General features: G+C 71.5%; 18 protein-coding genes. 10 read left to right on the forward strand and 8 right to left on the reverse strand.

Annotation, left to right across the window (positions count from 1 at the left end; translation table 11 throughout):
• The first annotated feature begins 1 nt into the window (after window position 1).
• Window positions 2-766 carry an SDR family NAD(P)-dependent oxidoreductase gene (locus ACYSUO_RS16500; protein ID WP_461776879.1) on the forward strand — a complete coding sequence of 255 codons (765 nt, stop codon included), beginning with the start codon at window positions 2-4 and terminating at the stop codon, window positions 764-766.
• A 17-nt stretch (window positions 767-783) separates the two neighbouring features.
• Here ACYSUO_RS16500 and ACYSUO_RS16505 read toward each other — a convergent pair whose 3' ends face one another.
• Complete coding sequence (locus tag ACYSUO_RS16505) at window positions 784-2,310, reverse strand: aldehyde dehydrogenase (protein ID WP_461776880.1); 1,527 nt, start codon at window positions 2,308-2,310, stop codon at window positions 784-786.
• 199 nt (window positions 2,311-2,509) lie between these two features.
• Between ACYSUO_RS16505 and ACYSUO_RS16510 the strand changes: the two genes are divergently transcribed.
• Window positions 2,510-4,459 (forward strand): primary-amine oxidase, encoded by a 1,950-nt coding sequence (locus ACYSUO_RS16510; RefSeq protein ID WP_461776881.1) that lies wholly within the window; start codon window positions 2,510-2,512, stop codon window positions 4,457-4,459.
• 66 nt (window positions 4,460-4,525) lie between these two features.
• Here ACYSUO_RS16510 and ACYSUO_RS16515 read toward each other — a convergent pair whose 3' ends face one another.
• From ACYSUO_RS16515 to ACYSUO_RS16525, 3 genes are read right to left on the reverse strand one after another with little or no spacing between them, the layout of a single operon-like run.
• Entirely contained in the window at window positions 4,526-5,641 is a 1,116-nt protein-coding gene (locus ACYSUO_RS16515; protein ID WP_461776882.1) for an NAD(P)/FAD-dependent oxidoreductase, read from the reverse strand.
• A gap of 5 nt (window positions 5,642-5,646) precedes the next feature.
• Window positions 5,647-6,417 (reverse strand): FadR/GntR family transcriptional regulator, encoded by a 771-nt coding sequence (locus ACYSUO_RS16520; RefSeq protein WP_461776883.1) that lies wholly within the window; start codon window positions 6,415-6,417, stop codon window positions 5,647-5,649.
• Complete coding sequence (locus tag ACYSUO_RS16525; RefSeq protein ID WP_461776884.1) at window positions 6,414-7,844, reverse strand: amidase; 1,431 nt, start codon at window positions 7,842-7,844, stop codon at window positions 6,414-6,416. Before ACYSUO_RS16525 ends, ACYSUO_RS16520 begins: the two co-directional genes overlap by 4 nt.
• A gap of 160 nt (window positions 7,845-8,004) precedes the next feature.
• On the opposite strand from ACYSUO_RS16525, the gene ACYSUO_RS16530 reads away from it, so the two are divergent.
• Genes ACYSUO_RS16530 through ACYSUO_RS16560 form a run of 7 tightly spaced genes read left to right on the forward strand, consistent with a single transcriptional unit; the run spans window position 8,005 to window position 15,585 of the window.
• Window positions 8,005-9,555, forward strand: coding sequence for an ABC transporter substrate-binding protein (locus ACYSUO_RS16530; protein ID WP_461776885.1), 1,551 nt, complete (start codon window positions 8,005-8,007; stop codon window positions 9,553-9,555).
• A gap of 16 nt (window positions 9,556-9,571) precedes the next feature.
• Window positions 9,572-10,519, forward strand: coding sequence for an ABC transporter permease (locus ACYSUO_RS16535; RefSeq protein ID WP_461776886.1), 948 nt, complete (start codon window positions 9,572-9,574; stop codon window positions 10,517-10,519).
• Complete coding sequence (locus tag ACYSUO_RS16540; protein WP_461776887.1) at window positions 10,519-11,385, forward strand: ABC transporter permease; 867 nt, start codon at window positions 10,519-10,521, stop codon at window positions 11,383-11,385. The genes ACYSUO_RS16535 and ACYSUO_RS16540 overlap by 1 nt, the downstream gene beginning before the upstream one ends.
• A complete protein-coding gene (locus tag ACYSUO_RS16545; RefSeq protein WP_461776888.1) occupies window positions 11,382-12,413 on the forward strand; it encodes an ABC transporter ATP-binding protein in 1,032 nt (343 codons plus the stop codon). Before ACYSUO_RS16540 ends, ACYSUO_RS16545 begins: the two co-directional genes overlap by 4 nt.
• On the forward strand, window positions 12,406-13,290 hold the full coding sequence (locus tag ACYSUO_RS16550) for an ATP-binding cassette domain-containing protein (protein WP_461776889.1): 885 nt from the start codon (window positions 12,406-12,408) through the stop codon (window positions 13,288-13,290). Before ACYSUO_RS16545 ends, ACYSUO_RS16550 begins: the two co-directional genes overlap by 8 nt.
• Entirely contained in the window at window positions 13,287-14,786 is a 1,500-nt protein-coding gene (locus tag ACYSUO_RS16555) for an aldehyde dehydrogenase family protein (RefSeq protein ID WP_461776891.1), read from the forward strand. Before ACYSUO_RS16550 ends, ACYSUO_RS16555 begins: the two co-directional genes overlap by 4 nt.
• A 4-nt stretch (window positions 14,787-14,790) precedes the next feature.
• Entirely contained in the window at window positions 14,791-15,585 is a 795-nt protein-coding gene (locus tag ACYSUO_RS16560; protein WP_461776892.1) for an SDR family NAD(P)-dependent oxidoreductase, read from the forward strand.
• Window positions 15,586-15,627: 42 nt separating this feature from the next.
• On the opposite strand, the gene ACYSUO_RS16565 is transcribed toward ACYSUO_RS16560, so the two are convergent.
• On the reverse strand, window positions 15,628-16,593 hold the full coding sequence (locus ACYSUO_RS16565) for a threonine/serine dehydratase (protein WP_461776893.1): 966 nt from the start codon (window positions 16,591-16,593) through the stop codon (window positions 15,628-15,630).
• 31 nt (window positions 16,594-16,624) lie between these two features.
• Complete coding sequence (locus ACYSUO_RS16570) at window positions 16,625-17,470, reverse strand: helix-turn-helix transcriptional regulator (RefSeq protein WP_461776894.1); 846 nt, start codon at window positions 17,468-17,470, stop codon at window positions 16,625-16,627.
• A 171-nt stretch (window positions 17,471-17,641) separates the two neighbouring features.
• Between ACYSUO_RS16570 and ACYSUO_RS16575 the strand changes: the two genes are divergently transcribed.
• Window positions 17,642-18,697, forward strand: coding sequence for an aldo/keto reductase (locus ACYSUO_RS16575; protein WP_461776895.1), 1,056 nt, complete (start codon window positions 17,642-17,644; stop codon window positions 18,695-18,697).
• A 10-nt stretch (window positions 18,698-18,707) separates the two neighbouring features.
• Here ACYSUO_RS16575 and ACYSUO_RS16580 read toward each other — a convergent pair whose 3' ends face one another.
• Together ACYSUO_RS16580 and ACYSUO_RS16585 are read right to left on the reverse strand one after the other, a co-directional pair.
• On the reverse strand, window positions 18,708-19,742 hold the full coding sequence (locus ACYSUO_RS16580) for an ornithine cyclodeaminase family protein (RefSeq protein WP_461776896.1): 1,035 nt from the start codon (window positions 19,740-19,742) through the stop codon (window positions 18,708-18,710).
• Between the two features lie 53 nt (window positions 19,743-19,795).
• A complete protein-coding gene (locus tag ACYSUO_RS16585) occupies window positions 19,796-20,530 on the reverse strand; it encodes a GbsR/MarR family transcriptional regulator (RefSeq protein WP_461776897.1) in 735 nt (244 codons plus the stop codon).
• Window positions 20,531-20,802 lie beyond the last annotated feature (272 nt).

The following is a 20,802-nucleotide window of genomic DNA, read 5'->3' on the forward strand; positions in this document are numbered from 1 at the left end:
CGTGGGGGAGCGCTGGGAGGACGACACGCACCGCGTGGTCCTGGTCACCGGGGCGGCCGGCGGCCTCGGCGGCGCCATCGCCGCGCGCTTCTACGACCACGGGTACCGGGTCGCCCTGACCGACCTGGACGAGGACGCCGCGGCCAAGGCGGCGGCCGAACTCGACCCCACCGGGGAGAACGCCGTCGGCCTCGCCCTCGACGTCCGCGACAAGGAGGCGTTCGCCCGCGCCCGCGACCGGCTCGTCGAACGGTGGGGCGCGGTGCACGTCCTCGTGAACAACGCAGGGCACTCCAAGGTCGAGTCGCTCATGGACATCACGCCGGAGAGCTTCGCCGCCGTGGTGGAGACCAACATGCACGGCACCTTCTTCGGCTGCCAGGTCTTCGGCTCGTACTTCGCCGAGCGCGGCTACGGACGCATCGTCAACCTCGGCTCGCTCGCGGGCCAGAACGGCGGTACGGCGACCGGCGCCCACTACGCGGCGGCCAAGGGCGGCGTCGCCACGCTCACCAAGGTCTTCGCCCGCGACCTCGGCCCGCGCGGCGTCACCGTCAACGCCGTCTCGCCGGGCCCGCAGGACCTGCCGGTGGTGCGGCGCACCGTGGCCCCGGAGAAGCTCGCGCAGACCGAGGCGATGATCCCGGTGGGGCGCCTCGGTCGCCCGCAGTTCATCGCGGACATGGTCGTCCTGCTCGCCGCCGAGCACGCGGACACGGTGACGGGGGCGTGCTGGGACGCGAACGGGGGGTTGTTCATGCGGTGACCGACGTCGTGGTGCGGTCACTCGCCTCTGGCGGTGGGCCGCTCCCGCGTCTCGGGGCTCTGCCCCGGACCCCGCGGGCTCTCGTCCACAAGCGGGGCTTGTTGGTACACGCTCTGGAACCGCAGATACGCCGCGAGCCCCTCCGGCCCCAGCTCGCTGCCCAGGCCGCTCGACTTCGTGCCGCCGAACGGGGCGACGGGGTCCGGCAGATAGCCGTTCACGCCGATCGTGCCCGTGTGCACGCGGCGGGCGACGGCCGCGCCGCGCTCCGGGTCGGCGGTCCATACGGTGCCGCCGAGCCCGAAGTCGGAGTCGTTGGCGATGCGGACGGCGGCCTCCTCGTCCTCGTAGGGGATGACGCACAGGACCGGGCCGAAGATCTCCTCGCGGGCGACGGTCCAGGAGTTGTCGACGTCGGCGAGGACGGTCGGCTCCAGGAACCAGCCGCGGTCGAGTCCGGCCGGGCGGCGGCCGCCCGTGGTGAGCCGGGCGCCCTCGGCGAGGCCCTTGGCCACGTACCCCTCGACCCGGTCGCGCTGCGCGGCGCTGACGAGCGGGCCGACGAGGGTCTTCGGGTCCAGGGCGTTGCCGACGGGCAGGGAGCCGGCCAGGTCGGTGACGAGGTCGACGACCTCCGCGTAGCGGCCGCGCGGCGCGAGGATGCGGGTGCTGAGGAAGCAGGTCTGCCCGTTGTTGGTGAGCGTGGCCGCGACGAGGTCCTGGCCGATGACCGCCGGGTCGAGGACGGCGTCGTCGAGGACGATACCGGCCGACTTGCCGCCCAACTCCAGCGTCACGGGCCGCAGTAGACGTCCGCAGGTCTCGCCGATGGTGCGGCCCGCGGCCGTAGAGCCGGTGAACGCGACCTTGTCCACGCCCGGATGCGCCACCAGATGGGCGCCCGCCGCGCGCCCGCCCGGCACGATGTTCAGCACCCCCGCCGGCACCCCGGCGGCCTGCGCGGCCTCGGCGACCAGGTACGCATCGAGCACGGTTTCCGGGGACGGCTTGAGCACCACCGTGCAGCCCGCCGCCATCGCGGGCGCGATCTTGAACATGGACAGGACCTGCGGATAGTTCCACGGCACGATCGCCGCCACGACACCGACCGGCAGCCGCCGCACCTCCACCGCGCCGCCGAGTAGTCCGGTGCGCACCTCGCTGAACGTGGTCTCGCGGGCCAGGCCCGCGTAGTAGCGCAGCACCGCGCTCGGATAGCCGACCTCCAGCTGCCGGGCGATGCTCACGGGCATCCCGTTCTGCACGCTGACCAGCGTCGCGATGTCCTGCGCCCGCGCGTCCAGTTCCGCAGCGAACCGCTCCATCACCTCGGCGCGCCGCGAAGGCTCCCAACTCGCCCAGCCGCCGGGGGAGTCGAAGGTTTCACGAGCGGCGCGCACCGCTGCGTCGACATCCGCCTCTACCGCCTCGGGAACAGAGCCGAGCGGCAGCTCCGTGCTCGGGTCGACGGGCGCGAGGCGCCGCCCGGTGCTGGGGCGCACCCACGCTCCGCCGATGTACAGGTGGTCATGGCGATGGTCCATGTGCGTACTCCGTTGGTCGCTCGGTGGACCGTTCCCGGCCGGGACGGCATGCTGCGACCCTGACCCTTCGCGCGGGGCGCGGGACACCACTGGGTGCACGCATTGGCGCCTACGCGTGCACGCGCTGCCGCACCGGCGCGGATCCACCGGCCTACGTTCGCGGTGACACGGACGTAGGGCAAAGCTTCGGGAGCGTCTCATGAGTGACCTGCACGATCACGATCCGCTCGCACCGGTGACCGCCGAGGAGATCCGGGCGGCCCGGAACATCCTGAGCACCGCGGACCTGCTCGCCGACACCACCCGCTTCGCCTATCTGGGGCTCGAAGAGCCCGCGAAGGAAGCACTGTTCGGCATCAAGGCGGAGACGGAGACGGCGGACTGGCGTCGGGTGCGGGTCCTGCTCCAGGACACGGCCGGAGCGCCCGCCCGCGACGTCGTGGTGTCCCTGACGGACGGGCGCGTGGTGTCCGACCGGCAGCTCGACCCGGCGAAGGACGGGCAACTCCCCGTACTGGAGGAGGAGTTCGGAGCCGTCGAGGAGGTGCTCGCCAAGGACGAGCGCTGGCTCGCCGCGCTGGAGAGCCGGGGCCTCGACGTACGGAAGGTGCGGGTCGCACCGCTGTCCGCCGGTGTGTACGCCGACGAGTACCCGCAGGAGACCGGGCGGCGCATCCTGCGCGGCCTCGCCTTCGTGCAGGACCACGAGGCGGACCACGCCTGGGCGCACCCGGTCGACGGGCTCGTCGGCTACGTCGATGTCACCCACCGCACCGTCGACCGGGTCATCGACCTCGGCCCCGTCCCGGTCCCCGCCGGCTCCGGCAACTTCGACGACCCGGAGGTCGCGGGACCGCCGCGCACCAGCCAGCGTCCCATCGAGATCACCCAGCCCGACGGCCCGAGCTTCGCCCTCGACGGCCACCGCCTGACGTGGGAGAACTGGTCGCTCGACATCGGCTTCGACGTCCGCGAGGGCCTCGTCCTGCACCGTATCGCCTTCGCCGACCGCGACACCGGCCGCACCCGCCCGATCATCCACCGCGCCTCCATCGCGGAAATGGTCGTGCCCTACGCCGACCCGTCCCCGGTCCGCTCCTGGCAGAACTACTTCGACACCGGCGAGTATCTGATCGGCCGCTGTGCCAACCCCCTTGAGCTGGGCTGCGATTGCGTCGGCGACATCACCTACCTCGACGCCGTGATCGCCGACGAACAGGGCGCGCCGCGGACCCTGCGCAACGCGATCTGCCTGCACGAGGAGGACGCCGGGATCCTCTGGAAACACACCGACCTGTGGGCTGGCTCCGCCGAGACCCGGCGCCAACGCCGCATGGTGCTCTCCTTCTTCACCACGATCGGCAATTACGACTACGGCTTCTACTGGTACCTGTACCTCGACGGCACCATCGCCTTCGAGGCCAAGGCGACCGGCGTCGTCTTCACCGCCGCGTACGAGGGCGACGACCGGTTCCGGGCCGAGATCGCTCCGGGGCTCGGGGCCCCCTTCCACCAACACCTGTTCTGCGCACGCCTCGACATGGCAGTCGACGGAGTCACCAACCGCGTCGAAGAGGTCGACGCCGTCCGCGTCCCGGTCGGCCCCGACAACCCGCGCGGCAACGCCTTCACGCTGCGCCGCACCCCGCTGCTCACCGAGCGCGCGGCGCAGCGCGACGCCGACCCGGCCGCCGATCGCACGTGGCACATCACCAACCCGGAATCCCTCAACCACCTCGGCAGGCCCGTCGGTTACGCCCTCTTCCCCGAGGGGAAGCCGACCCTGCTCGCCGACCCGGGGTCCTCCGTCGCCGCCCGCGCCGCCTTCGCCACGAGGCACCTCTGGGTGACCCGCTCCGACGCCGCCGAGCGCTACCCGGCGGGCGACTTCGTCAACCAGCACCCCGGTGGCGCCGGCCTGCCCGCCTACGCCGCCGCGGACCGCGACCTCGACGGCCAACCCCTCACGCTGTGGCACACCTTCGGCCTCACCCACGCCCCGCGCCCCGAGGACTGGCCGATCATGCCGGTCGACCACACGGGCTTCACCCTCAAACCGTTCGGCTTCTTCGACCGCAACCCGACGCTGGACGTACCGCGTCCGGGGTCCGGCCACGGTGCGTGCGGTACACCGGACTGTCATGGGTGAGTGACGCGCGGCAGGATCCTCTCGCCGGCGCCGGCGTGGCGGCCGGACGTGTACCGGGGCGGCCCCCTACCAGGAGAACCGCTCCGCCCGAAACTCCGCGAGGAGCGCGTCGCCCCGCCCGCCGACGATCTCCGAGGCGAGCAGCCGTCCGATGACCGGCCCGAGCGTGATGCCGCTGTGGGTGACGGCTTCGTAGTAACCCGGCACGGCCGATACGGCGCCTACGGAGGGGAACCCGTCGGTCGGGATGGGCCGGTTGACGACACGGGTCCGTGCGATGCGGGCGTTGGCGAGCCCAGGGACGACGCGCTGAGCGGCCGCGTGGAGCAGCCTCCCGAACCCGTCCGGGCCCCCGGCGCCGCCGTCCGTATCGATCAGCGCGTCGACCTCCCGACTGTGCAGCACCACGGACGCGTCCCCGTCGGGGCGGATCTCGATGTGCGGCGTATGCATGGCACGTCGCACCGGCACCTCGGCGCAGTCGACCCGGGCGACGGCGCCCGGCTCCCGACGCATCGGCAAGTCCCGTCCGACGAGCCCGGCGATGTGCGAGGCATCGGGCCCGGCGGCATTCACGACGGCGTCGACGTCAAGTGCCCCGCCGTCGGAGAGGTCGAGCGTCCGCACACCACCATCCGCACCGGTACGGATGTCACGCACGGCGGTCCCTGCCCGAACCTCGGCACCGGCCGCGACGGCCTCCTCGACCAGCCGCCCGACGAGCTGCCGCCCCTGCACCCACCCCTCATCGGGATAGAACAGCACGCGGGCTGCCTCGGGAATGCTGACCACAGGCTCGAACCGCCGCCGCACCTCGGCCCCCGTACACGCCTCGACCCGGTACCCCCACCTCCCCAGCAACTCCGCCGTCTCCACGAGCTTCGCCTCCGCCGCAGCCTCGTCCGCCCAGCGCAGATGACCGGTGGGATGCCACCACGAGCCCGCCCCCAACACCCCGGCCAACTCCCGATGCGCCGCAATCCCGGCGACGTTCAGATCGAAGTAGGCCCTGCTGACCGTCTTGTTACTGGCATTGACCCACGAAAACGACCAGTCACTGACCCCTTCACCGGGCTGCCCGGCGTCGACGAGGACGACGTGGGCCCCGCGGCGGGCCAGGTTCCAGCCCACGCAGGCACCCACGACGCCCACGCCGATGACTGCGACACGCTCAGGTGACACGGCTCTCAGGCCCCCTCTGCCTCCACCAACGCCAGCAACGGCCCCCGCTCCTCCTCCGCCACATACCCCGCGTAGTAGTCGTACAACGTGCGACGTGAGATGCGGGCCGCTGCCAGGCCGTCGCGGGTGCGGATGGCCTCCAGGACCTCCTGGTGGTGGCGGAGGGAGGTGTGCATCAGGGCTTGGCGGTTGTCGGCGTGGGCGACCTTGTCGGCGATCAGGGTGAGGACCGCCCCGCGGACGACCTGGTTGGAGACCTCTATCAGTGCGTTGCGGCTGGCTCGCGCCACCACCTCGTGGAACGCCACGTCCGCCTTGCTGAACTCCTCGTAGCCCGCGTCGATGGCGTGCGACATCGACGTCACTGTCGCCTCCATCGCGGAGAGTTCGTCGTCCGTGCGCAGGCGTGCCGCGAGTTGGCTGGCCGAGCCGTCGAGGATCATGCGGAAGGAGATCAGCTCGGCCATCGAGATGGTGTCGAAGCGGGCGAGCCGCGTCATCTCCTTGGCCAGGCCCGCCGTGGTGAACGGCAGGATCTCCGGGCCGTGCGGATCGCCGTGGCGGGAGCGGATGAGGCCGTTGCTCTCCAGGACGCGCAGCGCCTCGCGCACCGTGGGGCGGCTCGCGCCGAACTGGCTGACCAATTCGCGTTCGCTCGGGAGGCGTTGACCCGGCTTCAGGTCGCCGGAGGCGATCGCCTGCTCGATCTGTTCGACGATGCGCTGGTAGAGCCGTACCGGCGCGACCTGCTGAAAGCGTGCCCCCTCCGGCGTCACGGAGCCTCCCCTTCCAGCGCCAGCGGCGCGTCGTCCGGCCACTGGGGGATCGCCTCGGCCGGCCGGTTCCGCTCGTACCAGGCCGCGGCCTGAAGGACGCCCAGGTCGTCGAAGCGGCGTCCCGAGATCTGTACGCCGATGGGCCGACCGTCCGCCGTGAAGGCGCAGTTGACCGTCGCGGCGGGCTGGCCCGACATGTTGTACGGGGCGGTGAAGCCGATGTGCGACATCGTCTTCCCCGGTTCCATGAACGGCATCGGCTGCTCCGCCGCGAACGCCGACACGGGCGCCACCGGCGAGAGCATGATGTCGTACGGAAGCGTCGCCGCCACCGTCTGGGCCTGGATCCGCATGATCTGCTGGTAGCAGCTGAGCACCCGGGTGCCGGGCACGTCGGCGCCCTCGCGGCACCAGCCCATGATGTACGGGTGGACGCGCAGTGCGGCCTCGGGGGACAGCTTGCGGAGGTCGTTCCAGGAGCGCACCCGCCAGAACAGGTCGAGATCGTCCAGGAGTTCCTGGGACATAAACGGCGACACCGCTTCGACCGTCGCGCCCGCCGACGCGAAGACGTCCGCCGCCCGGCGCACCGCCTCCACCACCTCCGGATCGCGCGGGCCTCCGCAACCCGCGTCCAGGTGCAGGCCCACGCGCAGTCCGCGCACGTCCCCGGTCGGCTGTGACCAGTCGATGTCCTGCGGTGGCAGGCTCGTCCAGTCGCGCGGGTCGGGCGTGCTCAGGACCCGCATGAGCAGGGCCAGGTCCGCGACCGTGCGTGCCATGGGGCCCGCCACGCGTCCCAAGTACGGGGTGTCCAAGGGGATTCGGCCGTCGCTCGGCTTGAGGGTGGCCAGGCCGAGCCACGTACCCGGAAGCCGGATCGAGCCGCCGATGTCCGAGCCGACGTGCAGCGGCCCGTACCCGCCCGCGGCCGCCGCCCCCGCCCCGGAGCTCGAACCGCCCGTCGTCCAGGCCGGGTTCCAGGGACTGCGGGTGATGCCGTGCCGGCTGGAGACGCCGGAGGAGAGCATGCCCCAGTCCGGCATCACGGTCGAGCCGAGAACCAACCCGCCGGATTCCAGGACCCGTTCGGTGATCGGCGCGTCCCGCTCGGGCACGACCGGCTCCACTCCCGCGTTGCCCGAAGGCATCGGGACGCCTCTGCGGGCGATGTTCTCCTTGAGCGTCACCGGCACGCCGTCGATCGGCCCCAGCGGCTCTCCGGCCGCCCAGCGCGCCTCGCTCGCCTCCGCCGCCTTGCGGGACTCGGCGGGGTCCCGCACCCAGAACGCGTTCAGCACACCCTCGCGCGCCTCGATCACCGACTGCACGGCGTCGTGCACCTCGACCGGTGACACCGTGCGATCGGCGAAGCGGGCGGTCATCTCGACGGCGGACATGGTGGCCAGGTTCTGTTCGGTGAACATCCGCACCCTCTCCTCTGGACGGGACCCACTCCACTGGACAGGCGTCAGGCATCTCTCCACTGGAACACGCGCCGCCCTCTTGACAGGTACTCCCTCAGTCGTCACGGTACCTGTCAAGTGAGCTTACTGGTCAGGCCAGTTACGGCGGAAGGTGTCGTGCATGAGCAAGGACCGACGATTCGGGCACCCCGCCCGGACGGCCGCCTCCGCGCTGGCCTGCTGTCTTCTGCTCCTGGCCACGGCCTGCTCCGCCGGTTCGACCGCCGCCGGATCCCGCCCGGAAGGCCCCGGCGACTCCCTCGCCATCGGCGTCACCGCCGAACCCGCCAATCTCGACTTCACGAAGACGGACGGCGCCGCCATCCCCCAGGCGCTGCTCTACAACGTCTACGAGAACCTGGTGAAGCTCGACCAGCACGGCAGGATCCGGCCCTCGCTCGCGAGGTCGTGGGAGCTGTCGAAGGACCGCAGGACGTACACCTTCCACCTCACCAAGAACGCGAAGTTCAGCAACGGCGCACGCTTCACCGCCGAGGACGCCAAGTTCTCCATCGAGCGCGTCGTCCCCAAGTGGACCGTGGCGCTGAAGGCCCAGATGAGCGTCGTGGACCGCGTACGGGCCGTCGCCGCCGACGAGTTGAAGGTGACGCTGAAGCGGCCCAGCAACGACTGGCTGTACCGGATGACCACCCGCACGGGCGCGATGTTCAGCCGCACCGGCGTCGACAAGCTGGCCACCGACCCCGTCGGCACCGGACCGTACGAGCTGAAGAGGTGGAACCGCGGCGACTCCATCACGCTCGCCCGCCGCCACGACTACTGGGGCCCGGCGCCGCACTTCGACACGGTCACCCTCAAGTACTTCAAGGACCCGACGGCGATGAACAACGCGCTGCTCACGGGCACCATCGACGTCATCGGCGCGATGCAGTCACCGGACTCCCTCTACCGCTTCGAGAACAACCCCAAGTACCGCGTCATCGAAGGCTCGACGAACGGCGAGGTGATGCTCTCGCTGAACAACGGGTCAGGGCCCATGAAGAGCAGGAAGGCCCGGCAGGCCGTCCGCCACGCCATCGACCACAAGGCCCTCGTCGACACCTGCTGGGGCGGGCGCGGCAAGCTCATCGGGAGCATGGTGCCGCCGACCGACCCCTGGTACCAGGACCTCACCGACCTGTACCCGTACGACCGGGACAAGGCGCGCAGGCTCCTCAAGGAGTCGGGTGAGGCCGGACGCACCCTGCGGCTGCGGATTCCGACGCTGCCGTACGCCGCCGCCTGCGGAACCGTCGTCAAGAGCCAGCTCGAACAGGCCGGATTCAAGGTCGAGTTGAGCCAGCTGGAATTCCCCGCGGCCTGGCTGTCGACGGTGTTCAAGAACGCCGACTACGACATGACGATCATGTCCCATGTCGAACCCCGCGACATGCCCGCCGTGTTCGGAGACAAGAAGTACTACACCCGCTACGACAGCCCCGCGTTCCGCGCGCTGTTGGCCAAGGCGGACACCGGCAGCCAGAAGGAGCAGATCTCCGCGATGCGCGAGGCCGCCCGCACGCTCTCGAAGGACGCCGCCGCCGACTGGCTGTTCCTGCTGCCGAACCTGATGGTGGCGGACGCGGACATCACGGGACTGCCGGTCAACAGCGTCACCGAATCCCTGGACCTCACCGGCCTGAGCCGGTCCGGCCGGACCGACGGGTCCTGAAAGGCGGCCTGAGCCGATGATCGTCCGTCTGGTGCAGCGGATCGCGATCCTGCTGGCGAGCCTGTTCGTGAGCTCCGTCGTGGTGTTCGCGTTCATGGCGGTGCTGCCGGGTGACCCCGCGCGCGTCGCCCTCGGGACCGGCGCGTCCGACTCCGCGGTGTCCCAACTGCGCGAGCAGTTCGGCCTCGACCGCTCCCTCCTCGACCAGTACCTGGGCTGGCTGCACGACCTGGTCACCTTCGACCTCGGCAACTCGTACATCTCCCATACGCCGATCGGTCCGCAGCTCGCCGACCGCCTCCTGGTCACCCTGTGGCTAGTGGGCACTGGCATGGTGATCGCCGTCATCGTGGCGGTGCCGCTGGGCACGCTGATGGCGGTCCGGCACCGTAAACCCTCGGGGCTCGTCCTGTCGGCGCTGTCCCAAGTGGGCGTCGCCGTACCGGCGTTCCTCGCGGGCATCCTGATGATCACCGTGTTCGCGGTGGGGCTCGGCTGGCTGCCGGCGAACGGCTGGACACCACCGGCCGACGATCCGGTGCTCTTCCTCAAACAGCTCCTGATGCCCGCGCTCTCCCTCGGCCTCGTGCAGGCCGCCGTCCTCACCCGCTACGTCCGCAGCTCCGTGCTCGACGTGCTGCGCGAGGACTACCTGCGCACCGCCCGCGCCAAGGGCCTGCGCCCGATGAAGGCACTGGTGCGGCACGGACTGCGCAACGCGTCCGTGCCCGTGGTCACCGTCCTGGCGCTGCAACTGGCGACGCTCCTCGTGGGCGCCGTCGTCATCGAGCGGGTCTTCGTGATCCCCGGCCTCGGTAGCCTGTTGCTCGACAGCGTCGCAGGCCGGGACCTCATCGTCGTACAGGACGTCGTCATGATCATCGCGGCGGCGGTGCTGCTCGTGAACTTCCTCGTCGACCTGGCCTATCTGCTGATCGATCCTCGACTCAGGGTGCGTGGGTGATGGCTGCTTCGAACGCCTTGGACGCCGGCGCGGCGGTACGTCGCCGCCGCAGGCCGCTGCCCGGCTCCCTCCTCGTCGGCGGGACCGTCGTCGCGCTCGTGGTCGCCGTGGCCCTGCTGTCCTTCCTCTGGACGCCGCACGACCCGACGCTGGTCGACCCCGCCGTGCGGATGCAGGACCCGTCCGCCGAGTACTGGTTCGGCACCGACAAGTTCGGCCGCGACGTGTTCAGCCAGATCATGATCGGCTCGCGGACGACGCTCTACGTCGGCCTGGTCGCGGTCGGCGTCGCCGCGGTCGTCGGAGTCCCGCTGGGCATCCTCGCCGGGATGGGCTCGCGCTGGTCCGGCGAACTCCTGATGCGCGGAAACGACCTGATCCTCGCGTTCCCCGCCCTGCTGCTCGCCATCATGTTCGCCGCCGTCTACGGCGCGGGGACCGGGGTCGCCATGGTCGCCATCGGCATCGCCTCCATCCCCGGCTTCGCCCGCCTGATCCGCGGCGGCACCCTCCAGGTGATGGGCACGGAGTACGTGATGGCCGCCCGAGCGGCCGGACGCAGGCCGTTCGCCATCGCGCTGCGGCACGTACTGCCCAACGTCAGCAGCCTCATCATCGTGCAGGCCTCGGTCGGCTTCGCCATCGCCGTCCTCGCCGAGGCCGCGCTGTCCTTCCTCGGCTTCGGCACCCCGCCGCCCACCCCGTCCTGGGGCCGGATGCTCCAGGAGAGCCAGGAACTGCTCGGCACCGCGCCGCGGCTCGCCGTCTTCCCCGGCCTCGCGATCGCGGTGGCCGTCCTCGGATTCAACCTGCTCGGCGACGGGCTGCGCGACCGCTTCGACCCCAAGGTGGAGGACCGCCGATGACCGCCGCTGCCGAGACCGACGACGTACTGAGAGTCCGCGGGCTCGACGTGACCACCGGTGACGGCCGGCCGCTCGTCGAGGACGTCGACTTCACCATCCGCTCCGGTGAACGCGTCGGCCTCATCGGCGAGTCCGGCTCCGGCAAGTCACTGACCTCGCTCAGCCTCATGGGCCTGCTCCCCGAAGGGCTGAGCGCCACCGGGTCGGTGCGGCTCGCCGGCGTCGGGCACGAGCTGGTCGGGGCGGACGAGGCGCGGATGTCCGGCGTACGGGGCAAGGACATCGCCATGGTGTTCCAGGAGCCCATGACCGCCCTGAACCCCACGATGCGGATCGGCCGCCAGATCGCCGAAGTGCTGCTCGTCCACCGCACCCGGCCCGACCGCGCCTCCGCCCACGCCGCAGCCGTCGAACTCCTCGACCAGGTGGGCCTTCCCGACCCGGCGGCCGCCGCGCGCGCCTACCCGCACCAGTTCTCCGGCGGCCAGCGCCAGCGCGTCGTCCTGGCCATTGCCCTCGCCAACGACCCCGCGCTGCTGGTCTGCGACGAACCCACCACGGCACTCGACGTCACCGTGCAGGCCCGCGTCCTCGACCTGATCGTGCGCGGGGTGAAGGAGCGTGGTTCGGCGCTCCTGTTCATCACGCACGATCTGGCCGTGGTCGCCACCGCCTGCGAACGCGTCATGGTCATGTACGGCGGCCGGGTCGTCGAATCAGGGCCCGTACGCGAGGTGTTCACGCGCCCGAGGCACCGCTACACGAAGGGCCTGATCGGCGCGTCCGACCTGACGGCCGTCGACGAGCGCGGCCGGCTCGCCACCATCGGCGGTTCGGTGCCGCCCGCGGGCGGCTTCCCCGCCGGATGCGTCTTCCGCAACCGGTGCACCGCGGCCACCGAGCAGTGCGCGACCCGCCCCGAGTGGACCTCGACGGGCCCCGACTCCGGCTACGCGTGCTTCCACCCGGTACCGACGGCGCACGCGGATGCGCACACCCCCGACCACCAGGAGGCCGGCCGTGGCTGAGCAGCAGACCGGTGGAGAGCGACAGGCCGGTGGAGAGGGCCAGACCGGTACCGACGCCCTCCGCGTCACCGACGTCACCCGCGACTACCACCGGCCGCGCGCCTCGCTGCGCACCCCCGCACCGCCCGTGCACGCGCTGCGCGGCGTCAGCTTCTCCGTGCCGCACGGCGGGAGCTTCGGCATCGTGGGGGAGTCGGGGTGCGGCAAGTCGACGCTGCTGCGCATCCTCGCGGGGCTCGACAAGCCGACGAGCGGCACGGTCGAGATCGACGGCCGGGACATCACCCGGCTCCGGGAGCGGCAGCTCCGCTTCGTCCGCGAACGCCTCCAGCTCGTCTTCCAGGACCCGATGAGCTCGCTCGACCCGCGGATGAAGGTGGGCGACATCGTGGCGGAGCCACTTGTCGCGCAGGGCATCGGCAACCGCAAGGAGCGGGTGGCCGAACTCCTCGAATCCGTGGGCCTGGGCGCGGATGCAGCGCGGCGCTACCCGCACCAGTTCTCCGGCGGCCAGCGCCAGCGCATCTCCATCGCCCGCGCCCTGGCCCCGCGTCCGGGCATCATCGTGGCGGACGAGCCGGTCAGCGCCCTCGACGTGTCCGTGCGCGCCCAGGTCCTCAACCTCATCGCCGACCTCGTCGACGAGCTGGACCTCACCCTCGTCTTCGTCTCCCACGACCTGTCCGTCGTGCGGCACGTGTGCGACCGCGTCGCCGTCATGCGGGCGGGCGAGATCGTCGAGAGCGGGCCGACCGAGGAGGTCTACGAGAACCCTCAACACCCCTACACCCGCAGGATGATCGCCGCCGTGCCCACGCTGGAGAAGGCGCTTGCGGGAGTGACGGCGGCCGACCTCAACCAGGAGCACCACTCGTGAACGCACACCCCGAACCGGACTCCGCCACAAGCTCGTTGACGAAGGAGTTCCCCGAGGGCCTGCCCGTCGGAGACACCTGGCTGCCCGCCCCCGTGAGCGACGACGTGCGCTTCCCGTACGACGGGTCGGTCATCGGCCGCGCGCCCGTCGGCGACACGGCGCTGGCCCGGCGGGCGCTGGACGAGGCGGTCGCGGTCCGCACCCGGGTCGGCGCGCTCCCTTCGCACGTCCGCAGCTCGGCCCTGCAGTCGACGCACGACGCGATCGCCGCCCGCCGCGCCGACTTCGAGCACCTCCTCGTCCTGGAAACGGGAAAGCCCCTGGTCGACTGCCGGGTGGAGGTGGACCGCACGCTCCTGACGCTGCGCACGTCCGCCGAGGAAGTGGCCCGGCTGCACGGCGAGACGGTGCCGCTCGACCTGCTGCCCTCGGGCGAGGGACTGCTCGGCTTCTGGACCCGCAAGCCGATCGGTGTCGTGGTCGGCATCGCCGGGTTCAACTACCCGCTGCTGCTCGCCGCGCACAAGCTCGCGCCGTCCGTCGCCGCCGGCTGCCCGGTCATCGCCAAGCCCGCCCCGCAGACTCCGCTGGCCACGCTGTGGCTCGTGCACCTGCTGCGTGAGGCCTTGTACGAGGCCGGGGCGCCGCGGGCGGCGGTGCAACTGGTCACCGGAGGCCCGGAGGTGGGCGAGACGCTCACCACGGACCGCAGGATCGGCGCGGTCTCCTTCACCGGCTCCGCTGCCGTCGGCCACCGCATCGCCAAGGATGCGGCCCCCACCAAGACCCTTCTCGAACTCGGCTCCAACGCCGCCCTGTTGGTGGCCGCCGACGCCGACCTCGACGCGGCGGCGGACGCCGTCGTGCGCGGCGGCTACTACGCGTCCGGGCAGGCCTGCATCAGTGTGCAGCGGGTCATGGTGGAGGCGGCGGTGCGTGAGGAGTTCGTGGCGCTCCTGAAGCAGCGCATCCCGGGGATCGTGACGGGTGACCCGCGCGATCCCGAGACACGTGTCTCGGCCCTCATCGACGAGGGCTCGACGAGCCGCGTACGTACGTGGGTCGAGGAAGCGGTGAAGTCGGGTGCGACCCTCGCGGTCGGCGGCGGGGCGACGGGCGGCGTGCTGGAGCCGACGCTCCTGCTCGACCCGGACCCCGATCTCGCCGTCTGGAGCGAGGAGATCTTCGGTCCGGTGGTGTGCCTGCGCTCGGTCCCGGACATGGACGCGGCGTTCGCCCTGGTCAACGACTCGCGCTACGGACTCCATGCCAGCGTCTACACCGCGTCCCTGGAGACCGCGTTCGCCGCGGTGGAGCGGCTTGAGGCGGGCGGCGTGGTCGTCAACGAGGTCCCCGGCTTCCGCTCCGACACCATGCCGTACGGCGGCGTGAAGGACTCGGGGGCGGGCCGCGAGGGGCCGCGGTTCGCGATCGACGAACTGACGGTGACCCGCATGGCAGTGATCCGCCCGAGCACGACGAAGAAGGACCGGTGACACGGTGACGACGCAGGAACCGACACAACCCACGGACTACGCGGGCCTGTTCCGCCTCGACGGGCGCAAGGCGGTCGTGGTGGGCGGGGGCGGCGGCATCGGCCGGGAGAGCGCCCTGGCGCTGGCCGCGCACGGCGCGCAGGTGGTGTGCGCGGACCGCGACCTGAAGGCGGCCGAGGAGTCGGCGTCGCTGGCCCCCGGCATGTCGGCGTACGCCCTGGACGTCCTGGACACCGACGCGGTGACGCGCGCGGCGGACGAGCTCGGCCCGGTCGACGTCCTCGTCTTCACCGCCGCGACGAACGTCCGCAAGCGCCTCCTCGACTATACGTCGGAGGAGTTCGACCGGGTCGTGTCGCTCAACCTGCGCGCCTCCTTCGACCTGGTGCGGGCGTTCGGCCGGGGCATGGCGGAGCGCGGCCGGGGCAGCATCATCGGCTTCAGCTCGATCCGCGCGGTGACCGTGGAGCCGGGCCAGGGCGTGTACGCGGCGACCAAGGCGGGCCTCGTCCAGCTCGCGCGCACGGCGGCGGCCGAACTGGGCCCGTCCGGCGTGCGCGTGAACACCATCGCGCCGGGCGTCGTGTCGACCCCGCTGACCGCGCAGATCCGCGCGGTCCCGGAGTGGTCCGACGCGTACGCCTCCAAGAGCGCCCTGGGCCGCTGGTCCCGCCCCGACGAACTGGCGGGTGCCGTCGTCTACTTGGCCTCCGACGCGTCGTCGTTCGTGACGGGCAGTCAACTCTTCGTGGACGGCGGCTGGACGGCCATCGACGGCCGATACACCCCGCCGAGCTGACCCGGCCCGGCTCGCCTCGGCACGGCCGGGCGCGTTGTCCCGTCAGTGAGTGGGCGCGACCTCACCCGTCAGGTCCGACGGATCCGTGTTCGCCCCGCACAGCAGCACGGCGACCCGCTCACCCGGCGCGGGGCGGTACGCGCCCGAGGACAGGGCCGCCGCGGCCGCGGCCGTGCCGTGCTCGACGACCACCCGGTACCGGTCCCAGACCGCACGGCGCGCCCGGACGATGGCGTCGTCGGTCACGAGCACCGACTCGACGTCCGCGGCGCGGGCGGCCGCGAAGGCGATGTCGCCGATCCGGCTCGCGCCGAGCGAATCCGCGGCGACGCCCGAGACGGGCACGGTCACCGGCCCGTCCGCGGCGAGCGCCGCGTGCAGCGTCGGCGCGCTCGTGGGCTCGACGGCGACGACCCGGGCCCGGCCCGCCAGAGCGGTGGCCACCCCCGACATGAGCCCGCCGCCACCGACGGCCACCAGCACCGTGTCCAGTTCGCCCGCGGTCTGTTCCCACAGTTCGAGGCCGATCGTGCCCTGCCCCGCGCACACCGCGGGCTGGTCGTAGGCGTGACAGAACAGGGCGCCCGAATCGGCGGCCCGCTTGGTCGCCGCCTCGTAGGCGTCGTTGTACTTCACGCCGACCTGCACCACGTCCGCGCCCAGCTCGCGCAGCTTGGCCACCTTCACGGCGGGCGCCGTCTCGGGCACGAACACCTGGGCGCGAGTGCCCAGTTCGGCGGCGGCGTACGCGAAGGCGAGCCCCGCGTTGCCACCGGAAGCGGCGACCACCCCGGCATCGGTCAACAGGCCCCGGTCCGCCGCGGTGAGCAGATGGTTGAAGGCGCCGCGGGCCTTGAACGAGCCGGTGTGCTGCAACAGTTCGAGCTTGAGCCAGGCCCGCCCGGCCGTCGGCGCGAGCTCCTGCGGAGCCACCTCCATGAGCGGGGTGCGCCGTACGCGCCCGTCGATGCGCCGGGCTGCCGACTCGACGTCTTCCAGAGTGATCAAAACGTGCCTTTCTGCGAATGCCTGTGGATGTCTACGGAGCCGTGGTCCGTGCGGACAGCCGGTCCAGTGCCGACTGGCTGTCCTCGTCCGCCGCGCGGAAGATCAGCAGGCGCTGATCCGGGTCCTGCACGGGCATGAGCACCTCGAACCGCACCGTGATCACACCCACCTCAGGATGCCGTACCGCCTTGTCACCCCGACCGTTGACCTGGATGTCCCGCTCGGCCCACAGCCGCGCGAACGTCTCGTCCCCCGCGAGGAACTCGGCGATGAGGTCGCTCAGCGCCCGGTCCTCGGGATGCGCGGCCCACGCGGAGCGCAGGTGCGCGACCCCTTCCCGCAGGACGCGGTCCCGGTCGACGTAGAACTCGCGGATCCGCGGATGCATCAGGCACAGCCACATCGCGTTGCGGCGCGCGGGCGGCAGGGTGTCGAAGTCCAGGAGCAGGTCCGCCATCTCACGGTTCCAGGCCAGGATGTCGAACCGGTGGTTCATCAGCATCGCCGGCAGCGGCGACAGGTCGGTGACCAGACGGGCCAGGGAGGGCGCCGCCGTGGCGGACGGCTCGGTGGCGGTGCGGGGGCGCTGCTGGGCCAGGTCGAAGAGGTAGGACCGTTCGACGGGGGACAGGCGCAGCGCGCCGGCGAGCGCCTCTACGACGTCCGCGGAGGGCCGCAGCCCGCGGGCCTGTTCGAGGCGCACCACGTAGTCGACGCTGACCCCGGCCAGCTCGGCGACCTCCTCGCGACGCAGCCCCGGCGTCCGGCGGGTCCCGCGCCGCGGCGGCAGGCCGAGCGCGCGCGGATCCAGCCGCTCGCGCCGGGCGCGCAGGAAGGCGGCCAGCTCCTGCGCGGTGTCCACGGTGTGCGTCGTCATGGTCGTTGCAACAACGAGGGTGGGACCGGCGTTCCCAGGATCGCCCTTCCCTTATGCGCGGCCGGCGATGGACGGAGCCTGGTTCCCGTCAGCAGCACACGTGCTCAGCGCAATAGAGGAGCACGGCAGCACACGTGCACCGCAGCACACGTACACCAGGAGAACCACACGATGTCCCTCACCCTCGACACCTACCGGCTGCTCGGCCGCTCCGGCCTCCGGGTCTCCCCGCTGGCCCTCGGCACCGCCACCTTCGGCACCGAATGGGGCTGGGGCGCCGAGCGGGACGAGGCGCGCAAGCTGTTCGACCTGTACGTCGAGCGCGGCGGGAACTTCGTCGACACCGCCGACACGTACACCAACGGCAGCTCCGAGCGCCTGCTGGGCGCCTTCGCCCGCGACCGGCGCGACAGCCTGGTCCTGGCGACGAAGTACACGACGCTGCGCACGCCCGGCGACCCGAACTCGGGCGGCAGCCACCGCAAGAACCTGTTCGCCGCGGTGGAGGAGAGCCTGCGCCGGCTCGACACGGACCGGATCGACGTCCTCTACCTCCACGTATGGGACGACACGACGCCCATCGAGGAGACCCTGCGCGCCCTGGACGACCTGGTCCGGCAGGGCAAGATCCTCTACGTGGCGATCTGCAACACGCCGGCCTGGCAGGTGGCCCGCATGCAGACCATCGCCGAGCTGCGCGGCTGGTCGCCCCTGGTCGCGCTCCAGATCGAGTACAACCTGATCGAGCGCGGCGGGGAGCGCGACCTGATCCCCATGGCACGCGAGCTGGGCCTCGGGGTGATTCCCTACTCGCCCCTCGGCGGCGGCGTGCTCACCGGTAAGTACGGCCGCGACGACCTCCGCCCGTCGGAGGCCGACGGCACCCGCAGGAACTTCAACCTCGCGCTGGGCACCCTCACCGAACGCAATCTCGCCATCGCCGACGCGGTACGGGAGGTCGCCGCCGACCTTGGCCGCACACCCGCCCAGATCGCCCTCGCCTGGACGCTGCGGAACCCCGGTGTGACGGCACCGATCATCGGCGCCCGCACCCCCGAGCAGTTGAAGGACAACCTGGGCGCCCTGGAGGTCGACCTCACCGACGCCCACCTGTCGCGCCTCGACGAGGCGAGCGCCATCGAACTCGGCTACCCGCACGACATGCTCGCGAGCGGGCACATCCGCACGGTGACGAGAGGAGACCTCAAGTTCGACCGGCGGGACTGACACGGTCGTCCTAAGTGGCAGGTCCGACGCGATTGTCCGAAGCGGCAGGACCGACACGGCCGTCCGAAGCGCGCACCGCCGCATCCGCGACCACCGCGTCCTGCCAGGCCATGCCCGAGCCCTTGAACAGCACGGGCCGGTCGGTGGCGTACAGCGACTCGTCGCGTACGACCCGTGCCATGGGGAGCAGCCGCGCCACCGGCAACACGCCCTCCGCCACGGGGATCACGATGTCGCCGCACTCCCGCAGCGCCGTGTCCGGGTCCTCCACGATCACCTGGGCGCGGGCCGTCAGGGCCGAGTCCACCTCGCGGGCGTCGGCGTCGTGCGAACCGACGGCCAGCACGACGGCGTCGTTGCCAAGGAGGGCCGAGTCGAAGAGCGGGGTGGCGGAAGGCGTCGCGCACACGACGAGGTCGGCGCGCCGCACCCATGCATCACCGTCCGCCGTGGCCACCACCCGGTCGTCCCCGACCAGTGCCGGATCCACCCGCGAAGGATCCCGTACGACGTACGTCACCTCGGCCAGTTCGGCGCCGACATCCCGCAACGTCCTTACGTGACCGATCCCTTGAGGCCCCGCGCCGAACACCACGACCTGCCACCGCCGCCCCGGCCGGGTCAGCAGCGGCAGCACCGCCGCCACCGACACGGCAGGCGTACGCAGCGTGGTCAGCGCCGCGCCGTCGACGACCGCGGCGGGTGCGTAGGACGGCGGGCGGAAGACGAGGTGGACGCCCTGGATGCGGGGGAGGCCGCGGTCGGCGTTGGCGGGGACGGCCGAGATCGCCTTCACCCCGACGCCGAACGCGGACGCGGACGGCATGGCGAGCAACTGGCCCTGCTCCTCCGGGAGTTCGAGGATCGAGCGGGGTGGTCCCGCGGTCGCCGGGTCGAGGCCGCCGATGAGTGCCTCACGGATCGCGGTGACCGCCTCGCGGGGCGGCAGCAGTTTCGTCAGCTCGTCGGCGCCGATGTACTCGATCTGCGTCGACGGATCCTGCGGCTCCCTCTGCTCCCTCTGCGCCTTCTGCTCCTCCTGCACGTGTGCTCCTCTTCGCGTGGGCGAGGCCGGATGATCACCGTATCCCCGAAGGGTCAGTCGGCCGGGTCCGCCGCGTCCCCACCTGTCTCCGGCTTCGTGTGCAGGATGTCGCGCACCTGGTCGGCGGCGCGCAGCATGCTCTCGCTGATGAAATCGCTGAAGCGGGCGATGTTCTCGAGCCGCGCGGCGGCCGGGGACTCACGGCCGAGGATGCCGACGCCCTGCCGTGCGACCTCGGCGATCCGCGCGGTGCCGCGGGCGCTCGCGATCGTCGACTGGTACCAGACGTCGTCGTCGACGAGATAGCGCTCGCGACGCCCCGCGTCCCGCTCGCGCCGGATCAGGCCCTGGTCCTCGAGGAACGCGATCGACTTGGAGACGGACGCCGGGCTGACGTCCAGGCGTTGCACCAGGTCCGAGGCGGTGAGGCTCCCGGCGTCGCTGGTGAACAGGCACGTCAGCACGCGCGCCGTCATCTTGGGCATGCCCTGCTGCATGAGGAGGGTCGTGAACGTCTCCTCGTACTCGCGCACCGCCTCGTCGTCCCGGCCCGGAGCGTGCGCGGGCCCGCGCGGGACGGCCTGCTTGCGGCGGTGGGCGCGGCGTTCGGTGGCGCGGTGGGCGAGGTCGGAACGGTAGGACGTGGGCCCGCCGTTGCGCATCACCTCGCGGGTGATGGTCGAGGTGGGGCGCTCCAGGCGGCGGGCGATCTCGGCGTAGGCGAGCCCGTCGGCGAGTCCGAGCGAGATCTGCTGCCGTTCCTGCTGGGTGAGTCGGCCTCCCGGCATCGCGAGCACCTCTCCGTCTTCTGCGTGGACCTGACGCACGGCAGCGTAGCGTTCACCGCCACCCCAATGCAACGGAACCGCGCGTTCTGTTGCGTTAGATCTCTACTCGTTGCAATGAAATTACCGTGCTGGCCTGGGGTTAAGTCTTTACAGTGCAATGCGGATGTTGCTCGATCATGAAACGCAACGTAGCTTTTCACTCATCGGAAACAGCGCAACGAAGAAACAAAGAAGCAACGAAGCAACGCAACGACGACAGCTCAAGGAGCACA

The organism is Streptomyces sp. UC4497 (genome assembly GCF_054871485.1).